Here is a 15,105-nt window from a genome sequence, read left to right as displayed (position 1 = left end):
AAGAAATTTTTTTAAGATTAAATGGAGATAATTCTTACGATTTAATGTTTTTGTAATAAAATAATGTAACATTCCATTTATATTTGATACTAATCAGAAAATTAATTCAATAAACTCAGAACATGAAAACACTAAAACTATGTATTGCAATTTTGGCCATGACCTTTGTTGCACCTTTAAGCGCACAGACCGCGGATGAAATCCTGGACACCTATTTTGAAAATATCGGAGGGCTTGAAAAGCTCAAAAGTGTAGAGGGAATGAAAATGGTAGCGAAAATAAATCAACAGGGAATGGAGATTCCTCTGGAAGTATTGCAATTGAGCGATGGTCGACAGATGACCACTATTAATTTTCAAGGAAAAGAAATAAAGCAAGGTGTTTTCGATGGTGAAACCTTATGGAGCCATAATTTCATGACCATGAAGGCTGAAAAAAGTGATGCGGAGGCCACTGCAAACTTTAAATTGAATTCAAATGATTTCCCTGATTCATTTATAGATTATAAAGAGAAGGGATATACCGTAGAATTATTGGGGAAAGAAACCATAAGTGGAACGGAGACTTTCAAGATAAAATTGGTCAAAGAGCCTATTACCGTAGATGGTAAAGAAGAAGAAGATGTATCTTTCTATTTTTTCGATACGGATAATTTTGTCCCTATTGCCGTTCAATCCGAAATTAAATCGGGGCAAGGAAAAGGTATGGTTCAAGAAATGACATTCAGCGACTATGAGGAGGTTGATGGTATATATTTTGCTTTTTCAATGACCCAAGGGGTAAAAGGCCAGCCAGGAAATCCTTTGACTATAGAAAGTATTGAGCTGAATCCCACCGTTGAAGATGGAATATTTGCTTTTCCAGAGGAAATAGCAGTAGACGAAAAATAACAACAACATTTTTAAAGGCCCTTTCTTCTCAAAGGGCCTTTTTATTTAATATCTTTTATCATGAAAAAAATATATATCCTTATAGCCCTATTGGGGCTTGTAAGCTCGTATACAATAGTTGCACAAGATAAGAATAACGATGGTAAGGCTTTGTTTGGAGATATGACCGCTAGGCATATTGGCCCTGCCCTTATGAGTGGTCGTATCAACGATATGGAGGTGCACCCTACCAATAGTAGAATCATTTATGCAGGTACGGCTGGTGGCGGAGTTTGGAAATCGAATGATGCCGGTACTACCTTCAACCCTATTTTTGATGATTATTGCCAATCGATCGGAGCAGTTGCTTTAGATCCCAATGATCCGGACAATACCATATATGTTGGTACGGGAGAGACTTGGACCAGAAATAGTGTTTCTGTAGGTGACGGTCTATATAAATCAACAGATGGTGGTGCCAACTGGAGAAAGCTCGGTTTTGATAAATCAGAACGTATTGCCAATATCATTGTGAATCCAAAGAACCCAAAAGAAGTTTATGTAGCCGTTTTAGGTGCACTTTGGGGAGATAGCGAGGAAAGGGGTGTCTACAAATCAACAGATGCCGGTGAAACATGGAACAAACTCCTTTATATAAACCCAAAAACGGGATGTGCTGATTTGGCCATGGATCCTAATGACCCCAATGTGCTTTATGCTTCTATGTGGGAATTTAGACGTACGGGCTGGAGTTTTGAATCCGGCGGGGAAAATAGTGCATTGTATAAATCAACTGACGGGGGTGCAAATTGGTCCAAAATCCATAATGGGTTTCCTTCCGGTAAACTAGGGCGATTGGGAATAGCGGTGGCCCCATCGAACCCTAATGTTCTTTATACGGTCATTGAGGCTGAAAAAGATGAGCGTAAAGGGTTGTATCGAAGTGATGATGCAGGAAAATCTTGGAAGCAATTGAACAATGATTTCGGAATTACGGTTAGGCCTTTTTATTTTTCCCGTATCGTAGTGGACCCCCTTGATGAAAATGTTATCGTAAAAGGCGGACTAAGCGGTTCTATTTCCAGGGACGGCGGTAAAACGTTCAAGAACCTAGGAAATATGCACAGTGATATACATGATATTGCCTTTAGTATCAAAGATTCGGATATTATGTACGTAGGTACAGATGGTGGGGTTTATCGTTCATGGGATGGTGGTACCAATATGGAGATAGTGGAAAACCTTCCCCTTTCGCAGTTTTACCATATTAGTGTTGATGATGCCAGTCCGTATAATGTATATGGCGGATTGCAGGATAATGGTTCATGGTACGGACCTTCCTCCTCTCCTGGTGGTGTTGAGGCCAGGGATTGGAATTCTGTGGGTTATGGCGATGGGTTCCGTGTATTAAAACATCCGACGAAAAATATTATTTATTCAGAAATGCAGGGTGCGGAGAATGTTTGGCGCTTTGATGTAGACCGTAACCTTTCTAAAACCATACAGCCTCTACCCTCAAAAGGTGTTGCCAAATTGAGATTTAATTGGAACGCTCCTATGGCGGTTAGTACCCATCAACCTGACCGGTTTTACATGGGGAGTCAATTTTTGCACAAGTCTGATGATATGGGGGATACATGGGAAATCATCTCCCCCGATTTAACCACGAATGATCCAACAAAACAGGCTCAGGAAAACTCAGGCGGATTGTCGAAGGATAACTCAGGAGCTGAAAACCATACGACGATCTTTACCATAGCGGAATCCCCTCTCGATGAAAATGTGATTTGGGTGGGTACCGATGACGGTAATGTACAAGTTACCCAAGATGGTGGTAAAACTTGGACGAATACCATTGGTAATATTTCCGGATTGCCAAAAAATACATGGACCTATCATATCGAGGCCAGTGTTTTCAATAAGGGTACGGCCTATGCTGTGTTTGAGGGCCACACACAAAATGATATGAATCCTTATACTTACAAAACAACTGATTTTGGCAAGACTTGGACGAATATCATTACCGATGATGTGGTTGGTTTTGTTCGAAATATCCAGGAAGATTATGTAAATCCCGATTTATTGTTCCTAGGTACTGAATTTGGACTTTACATAACCTTGGACGGTGGTAAAAACTGGAAAAAGTTCACTAATAATATGCCATCGGTGGCCGTACACTTCATTGATCTACAAAAAGAAACCAATGATTTGGTCATGGGAACCCATGGTCGCGGGGTTATCATCATCGATGATATTTCACCTTTAAGGGAACTGACACCTGAAGTGCTTAACAAGAACGTTCATTTCTTTGCTAGCAAGCCAACCGTTATCAATGAAAAAAGTAATTTTTCGGGCAGTTTCGGTGCTGAAACGCAATTTGTAGGCCGAAACAAGAGTAAAAATGCCCAAATAAAATACTATTTAAAGAAAAGGCATACGTTTGGAAAGATGAAAATGGAAGTTCAGGATATGGAAGGGAATACCATTTTTGAATTGGGTCCTGGAAAATCAAAAGGAATCAATATCGTTAATTGGACCGGTAAAATAAGACAACCTAAAGTCGCCAAAGGAAAAACATTCTCTTTCGGTGGGTTTACTTCCCCATATGTAGCCGCTGGTACGTATAAAGCCGTTATGACCAAAGGTAAAGAAACGTATGAGCAGACCTTTGAATTGGTTTATGACGAAAAATCATCATTAACAGCAGAGGAAAGGGGTTTTAAGAACAAGACCACAATGAAAATGTACAACATGACCCAAGAACTTGCCTATTTGGTATATGAATTGGACGAAATGATTGTAAAGGCAGAAAGTGATAAGAATACCAAGATGGTTTCTAAATTAAATGGCCTTAAAGAAACTTTGGTCATTACCACAGGTGATAATTATGTGGGCTCTGCAGAACCCCAATTACGGGAAAAAATGGCCGATCTTTATAGTAAATTGGCCAACAATTATGATAAGCCTACCAAATCTGAATTGGAGAGTTTGAGTATAATCTCAGAACGGTTCGATACGGCAAAAGCGGATTTTATGAAATTGAAAAAAAAGTTTAAGACAAAGGATGATTTTTCTGTAAAGACCTTTCAAGAGTTTTTAGAGAGCAAGTAAAGAGTTTGGATTGTATTAAAAAGGCCATTGGCGATTACGCCAATGGCCTTTTCTGTTCATAACCTCGTTAAAAACTTAAACCAAAGTGGTAAAACGAGGTAATATAAACGGGTACCTTTAGTAAAACTTTGTAAAATGAGTGATAGATCCCACAATCTCTTGCATATACGTCCTCAAATAGGGTCGGCCAAGGTTAATGATTCTATGAGTTCCGATGAGTATTTTCAGAACAAAACCATTAGACCGGTCTTAAAATTACAGAACGATCTTTTGTTGGCGGCTTTCCAGAATTACATTAACAAACACAAGAAAAGATATTATGATTTGAGTTTGGAAAACAAGTTAATGTATATCGAAAATGCCATCCAAAAGGATATCAAATTCCGAAATTCATTAAAGGGCATGGTCATTGGGCAATTTACAGTTGAAGAATATAATGATTATATAAAAAATTCTTCCGCCTTGAACAAGCGTATGATGAATATGGTTGTAGAACGTTTAAAAGGGCAAATACAGGTTTTTGAAGTTCCTGAATTAGTCCAATAATGATTCGCCGTTGAGATTTGTCGTAAGAATATCGCTCATTAGGTCAAAATAGGGCCTGATAGCTTTAAAGGAGTCATTTATTTTCATTTCAAAATCTGGTGAAAGAACTTCCTTGTCCGTAAATTTTCGGATAAAAATGTATTGTTTCTTTCTGATAAGGTCAATATCGGGATGGCCTTTATCAAATCCTTTTGGTGCTGTTTTCAGCTCCTCGCCTATCAAATTGCCCCAGACATCAACAAATTTTTTATTATTGATGATCGTTTTAAATTCCTCTGCATCCAACTCCAATTCTTTACGAATGCGCAACAGATCTTCTTTCTCCGGATTCCAAAATCCTGTTGCAATAAAACTGTCCCCTGGTTTTATCTGTACATAATATCCTCCTCGCAACTTAGCCCCTGCCCTGGCGTATGAACCCGCAAAATGGGTCTTATAAGGTGTTTTGTCCTTTGAAAATCGAACATCCCTATAAATACGGAACATCTTCATTTTTTCGATGTCATCATGCTGTTTCATTCTCTCCATGACCGTACTGAAAAAATCTTTGACACTGGACTCCAGTGCTTTAAATCGGTCTTTGTTTGCGGTAAACCATTCTCTGGTATTATTTTGTTCCAAATCCTTTAAAAATAAAAAGACTTCTTTAGTAATTACAGCACTTTGCATACGACTTAACTGAGGTTATTTTTAGCTAAAGTTAACCAAATGGGAGGAACTCCTTTTAAAATATTCATTAATTTCGTTTTTACAATCAGCAAGTAATGGATCAGCAAGCAATAATCGATAAAATAAAGCAGCACAAGAAACAACCTAATCTAAGGTTTGCTTTAAAAGAAAGGGTTGAGGCGTTCACCAATAAACTTTTTTATACACTTTTTGATATAGACACTCCTGTTGAAGGCAACTTGGATATTTTGAAATCCGATTTTGAGGAATTGGCCAAATTGGCTTGTTGGGAATGCGAAAACCCATGTAGTAAGGTTTGGAAAGGCTATTTGGAATCACTTCCGAACGTACTTGAAAGTCTAAACCTTGATGCGGAAGCAATTGTTGATTGTGACCCTGCTTCCTTGTCCATTGAAGAAGTTTATATGGCATATCCCGGATTCTATGCGATTGCCATTTATCGATTGGCCCATGAATTATATAAGGTAGGTTTCCCTTTGGTGCCTAGACTTATGACCGAGTACGCGCATAGTAAGACCGGTGTGGATATTAATCCAGGGGCAAAAATTGGTAAATCGTTCTTTATTGATCATGCCACAGGGGTCGTTATTGGGGAATCTGCCGAAATAAAGGACCATGTAAAAGTTTATCAAGGGGTTACCCTAGGAGCGCTATATGTGGCCAAAGATTTAAAGGAAACCAAAAGGCATCCGACTATAGAAAATAATGTTACCATATACGCGAATGCAACAATACTTGGTGGTGAAACCGTTATTGGGGCCAACAGTATTATCGGTGGTAATGCGTGGGTGACCGAGTCGGTTCCTCCCAACTCTACCGTTTTCCATACACCAGAAATTAAAATAAAAACAGCAACCAATGTCTAGGACAATATTCGACATTATAGGGAACACCCCTTTAATAGCCTCACAAGTACTAAATACCAATCCCAACGTTAAACTCCTTTTTAAGATGGAAGGCCATAATCCGGGAGGAAGCGTTAAAGATCGTGCAGCTTTCAATATGATCAAATCCGGATTGGAAAAAGGTGCGATTTCAAAAAATTCGAGATTAATTGAAGCGACAAGTGGTAATACAGGAATTGCACTTGCAATGATAGCTGGTATTTACGGATTGGATATAGAGCTTGTAATGCCTGAAAACTCCACTAAGGAAAGGGTACAGACCATGCGGGCATATGGAGCAAAGGTTACCTTGACGCCTTCCGATGTCGGAATTGAAGGGGCAAGGGATTACGCAGAGAATAAAGTAAAGCAGGAAGGGTTCATTATGCTCGATCAATTTGCAAATGAAGATAATTGGAAAGCACATTATAAAACAACAGGGCCCGAAATTTGGCGCGATACCGAAGGAGCGGTAACTCATTTCGTTTCGGCAATGGGCACTACGGGAACCATAATGGGCACCTCAACATTTTTAAAGGAACAAGATCCTAATATTCAGATTGTAGGGGTTCAGCCTACAGATGGTTCCAGTATTCCCGGAATTAGAAAATGGCCTGAAGCTTATTTACCTAAGATATTCGATGCCAAAAAAGTTGACCAGGTGATTGAAGTGGATACTGAAGAAGCGAGGGAAATGGCTAAAAGATTGGCCAAAGAAGAGGGTATTTTTTCAGGTATGAGTAGCGGTGGTGCAACGGTGGCGGCTTTAAAATTAGCCAAGACCATAGATAAAGGAACTATAGTATCCATTATTTGTGACCGTGGGGACCGTTATCTTTCATCAGATTTGTTCGATTAGGTTCTAGTATTGAATGGCCATTAAATCCAGTCTTTCTTTTTAAAAAAGATCAAAAGGCCAATAAAAATAACGACCATTAGGCCCCAAACCATAAAGTAACCGTTTTCCCATTGTAGTTCGGGCATATGAACGAAATTCATACCATAGATTCCGGCTATAAATGTCAAGGGAATAAATATGGAAGACATAATGGTGAGTACCTTCATTACCTCGTTCATTCTATTACTCATATTGCTCATGTACATTTCCATTAAACTCATGGCCATTTCCCGATAGATCTGGAGGCTTTCGTTTATTTCATAAGAATGGTCAAGGGCATCTCGTAAAAAGAATTTGGTATCCTTGCTCATTAGTGGACTTTCAGAATCAATCAATCGGTTCACGAGCTCTTTTACCGGGTAGATCCATTGCCTAATTTTAAGGACTTCCTTTTTCAATTGCTGAATCTGTTTGGCAACTTCAGGAGTAGGGTTTTCATATAGTTCCTCTTCCAAGGATTCTATTTTATGGCCGACATTCTCCAACACTATAAAGTAATTGTCAATGATGGAGTCCAATAAGGCAAAAAACAAATAGTCCGAATTTTTAGTTCTTATTCGTCCTGATTTGGCATTGATCCTATCTCGTACCCCATTGAAAACATCGTAATCCAATTCTTGGAAAACCAAAACACAATTTTGCATTACGACCAAGGCCACATGTTCCCCGATCAATTCATTGTCATCATTTATATACAGCATTCTGAAAGTGCCAAAAATATAGTCTTCATATTCATCTATTTTCGGCCGTTGCTGGGTATTCACGATATCTTCCAAAATCAATGCATTTAAGCCAAAGTGCTTACCCACTTTCTCTATAAAGGATTCATCACTTAAACCAACGATATTAACCCATGATGTGGTTGGGGTATCTTTATGGGCAACGATTTGCTCAATTTCACCAGGATAATGGATTTTATGAAGGTCCTCGGTATATTCAATGATCGTTACCTTGGTTTCCGTAGCTTCCCGATGCCCCATATAAGTAATGGTCCCGGGAGCTTTACCCACTTTTTTGTGCTTTTTGAACTGTCTTTTTAAAATGTCCTTTTTCTTGGCCATAGCGGGATGTTTATATAAATATACTAAAAGAAATGAAGGTCTTTGGTATTAACTGAAATCCAAGTGTTTTAACATAAGTCCCGACCCAGGGGCAACGCTTGTAAGTAATTTGGCACCTGGTGACGACAGCGAATCTTCAATATCGGCTAAGGTTAATTCACCTTTTCCCAATTGGATCAATGCACCCATGATCATGCGAATTTGATATCGCATGAACCCTTTTCCTTTTATATGGAGGGCATAGGATTTTTCAGGAAAAAAGTTAGCTTCGAGAATGGTGTTTTTTCGTATCTCACACAGTTCAATGGTTCTCAACTTATGGGAGTTCTTTTGGGATTTAACGGTGTATGATGTATAATCATGGGTGCCAACAAAATATGAAGTTGCCTTTTTCATTGAATCCAAGTCTAGCTGTTCCAAGATATTGGTAATAAACGGAGCGCTATAAGGATGGTTTTTTGAACCGAATGAAAAGAGATAAACATATTCTTTCATTTTTGGGTCTTTGATGATGTTAAACTCTGCATTGACCGGTTTAATTGCCGTAGCCCTAATGTCCGATGGTAGGTTTTTATTGAACAAAGCCAAGAAAGCATCTAGATCCTCAATGGGGCCATCATCCAAAAAAAGTTCAAAAGCAGCATCCAAGGCCGATACTTTGGCATCTGTACGGCCTGCTCCCAAGATTTTAAATTGTACATGTGGCATAATGAACTTCAACGTTTTATGAATCATGCCTTCAATGGTTTTTTGTTGTGGTTGTTTTTGCCAACCACTGAATCTAAACCCCAGATATTGGATGTTTACCAAATAATAAAAACGCTTGTCGTTCATAGATAGCAAATTTCAGCTAAAATTTGCGTAAAATACAATATTGCTGAATTTTGTATATTAAAAAACTAAAACAACCTAAACATTCTAGATATGAAGAACAAAGTTAAAGTACCCGTATGGTATTGGATTGTTAGTATTTTGGCCTTAATATGGAATCTTATAGGGGCAATGGCCTATTTGGGACAAGCCTTTATTACCGATGAAATTAAGGCAACAATGCCTGTTGAACAGGTAACTTTATTGGAAAATACCCCAGCTTGGGTAACAGCGGCCTTTGCATTTGCCGTATGGGGAGGGGTCTTGGGCTGCATAGCTTTACTCTTACGTAAGAAATGGGCAAAACCTGTATTGGTAATTTCCTTGGTCGGCTTATTGGTTCAATTGGGATATTCCTTCTTTATGACCAATGCTTTAGAGGTTTATGGGCCGGCACAAGGTATGGTAATGCCCATTGTTTTGCTCCTTATCGGTGTGGGATTGGTTCTTTTCGCAAATTCTGCCCGAAAAAAGACTTGGATCAATTGAAGTTGACTTGATTCCTATTGAGTGTGGCAAAGCGATTTATATGCTTTGGCCACACTTTTTTTATGGTTGTCAACATTAAATGTCGTTTATCGATTAATTTGAATAATAAATAATTCAATACGTTTTATTTGTTAATGAATTAGGGTTCCCCCGAATCCCGGAAATAAAAGTAGGTATGAAGTTATTATCGCGATTTTTGTCGTGGGAAAAGACTATTGTATTTTCTATAATAGTACTTTTAATATTGAATGTTTTCAGTTTTTATGGTTTATACACCAATAAGTTCTATTTTTTTAAAATAGATAATTACATTTTACCCGTATTGACCCTTATACATTTTACATTTCTATATGCTTTACGGTTTAAAATAATGGAGGATGAGATAGCGGATCAACAAATGCGTAATTTGGAGTACACGCTTTATGTAGTCGTTATTTTATATCTATATAAATTGGTGGATACGGTCATGATATTGATGAGTTATGGTGATTTTGAGAGTCACGTAATTCCCGCAACCTTCATACCTATAGGAATTTTGATTGTTGTACTCTATGTTATACTCTTGTTTCTTACGGTGACATCATTTTCCCATAGAAAAACTATCGTAGGTGCATACAATTTCAATAGGATCAATGATGAGATAGATTCTTGGGACTAGTCAGTTCTTAATAGCAATTAAAAAAAGCTCCTTGGTTTATTTCAAGGAGCTTTTTTATTGATTCTGTAGGTTTTATCTCGTTACCGTGCCTGTTGGGTAACTACCTGAAACGTTACTACCTATTTCCTGTACGCCCATGGCATCTGCCGGAATCATACCTGCCAAGGGTTTTAGAACAAATGGTGCGGTACTATTGTCCGGATAGGGTTCAATACTTATTACTGCTACCTTGCCCCTAATATCGGTTGGGAACATAAGACCATCCGGAGCATTGACCAAAAAGTCCTCTCCTGGGAACGGTGGACCTGGGTTGGTACCACTGAACGGACTTGCATCATCACTCCCTGTAACAGAAGTGAATGTACCTGTTGTTACGGGAATGCCGTCCATAACGACCCACCCTTCGTATTTCCATCCCGGTTCCAAAGCAGGTAATTCCAGACCATTCACCGCACTTCCACTACTATTGTCCAAAAACCATATACCACTGTATTTTTCGTCCTCTGCCCCTGTACCTGTTGGTGCGGCAACAATGAATTTACCTTCAATCATATCAAATGAAGGAGCTACGGTGCCAGTGCCCAATGTTGCCGAATTACCATTGAAATCGCCTACGAACAACTTAGTGTCGGCCGGGTCGGTCGAGGGGTCTGGGTTTGGTTCAATGGAAAGCACGAATTTTGTTGCACTGGCCAAAGTCGTGGCATCCAATTCAAAAGAAGTTTGGGAAAGGTCACCGTTGGAGTTTACGGAAAAGGTTCCTGTACTTACCGGGGCACCATCTACGATTATCCATCCTTCATATAGAAAATCAGGGCCTAAATCCTCCAATCCATCTATATTCAATGAAATGGAGGAATTTTGTGGTTCATCGCCATCATCATCATTTACACTACATGATGAAATCAGCACAGTCGATAACATAATCAACGCATACTTAAGGTTTAATTTTTTCATTTCTTATGTTTTTTAGTTATGCAACAAACTAACACAGAACATGTTACAGTTGGGTCACAGAAGAGTAAACTTTTTATATAGGATTATCACGAATTGATCACGGTTCAGAGTAATATCATGAAAAATTAGACACGTTTCTATTTGTTTATTGTAAGGAACGTCTGTAGAATTCAACTATTTCAGGGTTAAAAGTTTCGATTAATCACCATATTTCAACGACAATCAATTGTTTTAGGATTAAATTGGTTTGCTGTGATATTTATGTGATAACTTTTGGTTTTATTCGTAAATGCAATTATGAAAAATATTTTAATAATAGAAGATGATCCCGAGATAATTAAATTATTGGAGATTCATCTAACCGATTTAATTTATAAGACATCCAAAGCGATGGATGGGGAACTAGGACTTCAAATGGCCCTTGAGAATGACTATGATATGATTCTATTGGACCTCACCTTACCTACGTTGGATGGTGTCGAAATCTGTAAAAAACTTAGGGCGGTTAAAAATACCCCCATAATTATGCTAACTGCCAAATCGGAGGAGATAGACAGGGTACTTGGTTTGGAAATAGGTGCGGATGATTACATTACCAAACCATTCAGTATTCGTGAACTACTTGCAAGGGTAAAGGCGGTTCTGCGTAGGGCCGATATAAAGGAAATCAAAGAAAAGGATACATCCTCGATTATTGCAGAAGGCTTAAAAATAGACGTTGACAAACGAAAGGTCGGTTTAAACGGACAAAAAATTGAGCTTAGCCCAAAGGAATTTGAACTTTTGGTGCTTATGGCTTCCAATCCCGGCCGAAATTATACCCGTTCTGAATTATTGAATATGATATGGGGTTATAATTTTGAAGGTTACGAACATACCGTTAATTCACATATAAATAGGTTACGGGCAAAAATCGAATCCGATATGGCAAATCCTACTTTTATTTTGACCACTTGGGGTGTTGGATATAAATTTAATGAAGAGATTATAGAATGAATACCGATAAAACCTTAACACCAAGATTGGTCAAGAAATTATGGCTGGCATTTATTGTATTAATCGCGATAATAGGAACTTCGTACATTTTTATAACCGGTTATTTCAGCAATAAGCATAGTGAGGCTACCATTCAAAAGATCAATGCCAGTTTAGCGGAACATCTTATTGAGGAGAAGTTTCAGAATGCCTCCCCATTCTTGGAGGACGGTAGCGTGAACAAAGCATTGTTCGGAGATTTAATGCACGACATGATGGCGGTAAACCGAAGTATAGAGGTTTATTTGTTGGATAAAAAAGGGAGTATCCTTTATTCCGTTGTTTTGGACCATGGAGATGGCTCCGAGACCAAACAAGTATCACTAAATCCCATAAAGTCCTTTATCGCCTCAAATGGGCAAGAACATATTCTTGGGGACGATCCCAGAAACCCTAATGAGAAAAATATATTTTCGGCGGCACCCTATAATGTGAATGGGAAAGAAGGTTATATATATATTGTATTGGCCGGCCAAAAACTACAACAGGTAAGTGAAACTTTGCTAGGTCGTTATTATTCCAATCTGGGCATTGGGGGATTTTTACTCGCCATTCTTTTTGCCGGAATAATAGGCTATTTAAGCATATGGTTTCTTACCAAGAACCTTAGACTTATGACCGGTACGGTTAAAAGATTCCAAGAAGGCGATCTGGAGGCTAGGATTGAAAACCCAAAAGGTTCTGATATAGAGGTGTTTGCAAATGCATTCAACCAAATGGCCGATTCCATTGTTGAGAATATGGACAAGATGAAGTCGGTGGATTTATTAAGGAGAGAACTTATCGCCAATGTTTCCCATGATCTTAGGACGCCTTTGGCCATTTTAAAGGGATATATTGAAACCATGCAAATGAAGAAGGATTCCCTAACGGAAGAGGAAAAACAAGAATATCTTCAAATCACCTATGATAATGCGGATAAACTTTCCAAACTGATCAATCAATTATTTGAGTACTCCAAGTTGGAAGCCGAACAGATCACTCCCATTAAAGAACCATTTTCCATTACCGAATTATCACATGATCTTATTGCTAAGTTCAGGGTTTTGGCCCAACGGAAACAAATCGACCTTCAATTGAACAATGCACAAAATAACTCTATCGTATTTGCCGATGTAGGTCTTGTTGAGCGTGCCTTACAGAATCTTTTGGAAAATGCCATAAAGTATACACCATCAGGTGGCAAGGTTACACTTTCCCTTAATCCTAAAAATGATCAAGTTGAAATCAGTATTCAAGATACGGGAACTGGGATTCCTTTGAGTGAACAGCCTTTTATATTCGATCGCTACAAGCAAGTGGTCACAAGCTCCAAAAAACAAGGTCATGGTTTAGGATTGGCCATTGTGAAGAAAATTATGGATCTTCATGATACCACCATTACGGTATTGAGCAAACCTACTGAAGGAAGTTCATTTATATTTCAATTGCCGGCTTACCAAGTATAAAAGATTATGCAGCGTAATGAATATAAAAAGCCTTCTATCATAGAAGGCTTTTTATATTAGGAAATCTTTATGTAATTAAAGGCCACTGATATAACTACCATATAAATCCTTGAATTGAAATCCTTCAGAAAACCTATGTTTGCTCAATTTTCTATGGGCAACCAACCCCCAAAGCAGTATCTCTTTCAAAAAATAAGCATCTTCTTTTGAAACTTCTGGGTTGTATTCCTTGATCAATTGGTTCAGTGGAGGAACATCATCCAACGCTCTTTTGTATTCCGTATCCGTATAATCATCCAACAACTCAAAGCCTTCCCCTTGGAAAAACCAACTTAAAAGTTCATCATACGGACTCTCTTCATCCTTACGTTCCAATTTCTTTATTTCGGGGAAATATGAAGTGAACAACGTTTTAACGGCATCATCGATTAAAATTGCCGCGACACCATCGGCCCCCTCCTGTTCACCTTCATAGACCAGCTCTATTTTTCCGGTTATGGATGGAATAACCCCCATAAAATCGCTCAATCTTATGGTTGTTCTTTCAGCTCCGGTCAATAGTGCCCTACGTTCCGCAGTACTCAATAGATTTTCAAATGCAGTTATGCTGGTCCTCGCACTAACCCCACTCTTGGCATCTACATATTCACTGTTTCTCGCCTCGAAACTGATTTGCTCCAATAAATCCCTGGCAATTTCAGGAACATAAACGGTATCAGTCTGTCTTTTGTCCAAGTTCGATTCTTGTTCGGTGATTTTCCTTGCCGTGGGAATGTCATCGGGATAATGGGTCAATATCTGTGAGCCGATCCTATCTTTTAAAGGGGTTACAATACTGCCCCGATTGGTGTAATCCTCAGGATTGGCAGTAAACACAAATTGAAGGTCTAGAGGCATTCTTATTTTAAAGCCCCGAATTTGAATGTCTCCTTCTTCCAAAATATTGAATAACGAAACTTGGATTCTGGATTGCAGGTCGGGCAGTTCGTTGATTACGAAAATACAGCGATTTGCCCTCGGGATCATACCAAAATGTATAACCCTGTCGTCAGCATAGGATAACTTAAGGTTTGCCGCTTTTATAGGATCCACATCCCCTATTAAATCGGCAACGGTAACATCTGGTGTGGCCAGTTTTTCATAAAAACGGTCACTCCTGTGAAGCCATGTTATCGGGGTATTGTCTCCTTGTTCTTTAATCATTTCAATGGCATAGCGTGATATTGGATTTAAAGGGTCATCGTTTATTTCCGAACCTTTTACTATGGGAATGTATTCATCGAGAAGATTTACCATTAATCTGGCCAACCTGGTCTTGGCCTGCCCCCGTAATCCCAATAAATTGATGTTATGACGGGATAAAATGGCACGTTCCAATTCGGGAATTACCGAATTTTCATAACCCCATACACCTTGAAAGGACTCTTCCCCGCTTTTTATTTTATCACGTAGATTGTCCCGCAGTTCATCCTTGATGCTTTTGGTTTCATAGCCCGCTTTTTTCAGCTCGCCTAGTGTTGTTATTTTTTCCTTTTTCAAGTTTTGATGTTTTTATTGAATTCTCGGTTGAATAGGAATTCAAATTAATT

14 protein-coding genes are annotated in these 15,105 nt (G+C 38.7%); 9 read left to right on the top strand and 5 right to left on the bottom strand.

The window, feature by feature from the left end:
• Positions 1-122 precede the first annotated feature (122 nt).
• The 3 genes from GJ691_RS07320 to GJ691_RS07310 all read left to right on the top strand — a co-directional run bounded on the left by GJ691_RS07320 (position 123) and on the right by GJ691_RS07310 (position 4,526).
• A complete protein-coding gene (locus GJ691_RS07320) occupies positions 123-890 on the top strand; it encodes an outer membrane lipoprotein-sorting protein (protein WP_154365354.1) in 768 nt (255 codons plus the stop codon).
• Between the two features lie 60 nt (positions 891-950).
• Positions 951-3,980 carry a WD40/YVTN/BNR-like repeat-containing protein gene (locus tag GJ691_RS07315; RefSeq protein ID WP_154365352.1) on the top strand — a complete coding sequence of 1,010 codons (3,030 nt, stop codon included), beginning with the start codon at positions 951-953 and terminating at the stop codon, positions 3,978-3,980.
• Between the two features lie 135 nt (positions 3,981-4,115).
• Positions 4,116-4,526, top strand: coding sequence for a glyoxalase (locus tag GJ691_RS07310; RefSeq protein ID WP_154365350.1), 411 nt, complete (start codon positions 4,116-4,118; stop codon positions 4,524-4,526).
• On the opposite strand, the gene GJ691_RS07305 is transcribed toward GJ691_RS07310, so the two are convergent.
• The gene (locus GJ691_RS07305; RefSeq protein WP_154365348.1) at positions 4,515-5,195 is read right to left on the bottom strand and encodes a DUF2461 domain-containing protein; all 681 of its coding nucleotides are present in this window, start codon (positions 5,193-5,195) and stop codon (positions 4,515-4,517) included. The two genes, GJ691_RS07310 and GJ691_RS07305, sit on opposite strands and share 12 nt — an antisense overlap.
• A gap of 95 nt (positions 5,196-5,290) precedes the next feature.
• Here GJ691_RS07305 and epsC point away from each other — a divergent pair, with 95 nt between their 5' ends.
• Together epsC and cysM are read left to right on the top strand one after the other, a co-directional pair.
• Positions 5,291-6,082, top strand: a complete 792-nt coding sequence (epsC, locus tag GJ691_RS07300) for a serine O-acetyltransferase EpsC (RefSeq protein WP_154365346.1) — start codon at positions 5,291-5,293, stop codon at positions 6,080-6,082.
• Entirely contained in the window at positions 6,075-6,959 is an 885-nt protein-coding gene (gene cysM, locus GJ691_RS07295; protein WP_154365344.1) for a cysteine synthase CysM, read from the top strand. The genes epsC and cysM overlap by 8 nt, the downstream gene beginning before the upstream one ends.
• A 20-nt stretch (positions 6,960-6,979) precedes the next feature.
• Here the strand turns inward: cysM and corA are convergent, their stop codons facing one another.
• Positions 6,980-8,059, bottom strand: a complete 1,080-nt coding sequence (gene corA, locus GJ691_RS07290) for a magnesium/cobalt transporter CorA (protein ID WP_154365342.1) — start codon at positions 8,057-8,059, stop codon at positions 6,980-6,982.
• Between the two features lie 48 nt (positions 8,060-8,107).
• The gene (gene truA / locus GJ691_RS07285) at positions 8,108-8,893 is read right to left on the bottom strand and encodes a tRNA pseudouridine(38-40) synthase TruA (protein WP_154365340.1); all 786 of its coding nucleotides are present in this window, start codon (positions 8,891-8,893) and stop codon (positions 8,108-8,110) included.
• A 90-nt stretch (positions 8,894-8,983) separates the two neighbouring features.
• On the opposite strand from truA, the gene GJ691_RS07280 reads away from it, so the two are divergent.
• Together GJ691_RS07280 and GJ691_RS07275 are read left to right on the top strand one after the other, a co-directional pair.
• Positions 8,984-9,418 (top strand): hypothetical protein, encoded by a 435-nt coding sequence (locus tag GJ691_RS07280; RefSeq protein WP_154365338.1) that lies wholly within the window; start codon positions 8,984-8,986, stop codon positions 9,416-9,418.
• A gap of 175 nt (positions 9,419-9,593) precedes the next feature.
• Positions 9,594-10,076: a hypothetical protein gene (locus GJ691_RS07275; protein WP_154365336.1), complete on the top strand. Its 483-nt coding sequence runs from the start codon at positions 9,594-9,596 to the stop codon at positions 10,074-10,076.
• Between the two features lie 72 nt (positions 10,077-10,148).
• On the opposite strand, the gene GJ691_RS07270 is transcribed toward GJ691_RS07275, so the two are convergent.
• Positions 10,149-11,033 carry an anti-sigma factor gene (locus tag GJ691_RS07270; RefSeq protein WP_154365334.1) on the bottom strand — a complete coding sequence of 295 codons (885 nt, stop codon included), beginning with the start codon at positions 11,031-11,033 and terminating at the stop codon, positions 10,149-10,151.
• Between the two features lie 297 nt (positions 11,034-11,330).
• Here GJ691_RS07270 and GJ691_RS07265 point away from each other — a divergent pair, with 297 nt between their 5' ends.
• A complete protein-coding gene (locus tag GJ691_RS07265) occupies positions 11,331-12,029 on the top strand; it encodes a response regulator transcription factor (RefSeq protein ID WP_154365333.1) in 699 nt (232 codons plus the stop codon).
• On the top strand, positions 12,026-13,516 hold the full coding sequence (locus GJ691_RS07260; RefSeq protein ID WP_154365331.1) for a sensor histidine kinase: 1,491 nt from the start codon (positions 12,026-12,028) through the stop codon (positions 13,514-13,516). Before GJ691_RS07265 ends, GJ691_RS07260 begins: the two co-directional genes overlap by 4 nt.
• Positions 13,517-13,591: 75 nt before the next feature.
• Here the strand turns inward: GJ691_RS07260 and GJ691_RS07255 are convergent, their stop codons facing one another.
• A complete protein-coding gene (locus tag GJ691_RS07255; RefSeq protein WP_154365329.1) occupies positions 13,592-15,055 on the bottom strand; it encodes an AAA family ATPase in 1,464 nt (487 codons plus the stop codon).
• Positions 15,056-15,105 lie beyond the last annotated feature (50 nt).

The organism is Maribacter luteus (assembly GCF_009674825.1).
Lineage (GTDB): Bacteria > Bacteroidota > Bacteroidia > Flavobacteriales > Flavobacteriaceae > Maribacter_A > Maribacter_A luteus.
The sequence above is the reverse complement of the archived record's forward strand: the minus strand, read 5'-3'. Positions and strand labels throughout refer to the sequence as shown.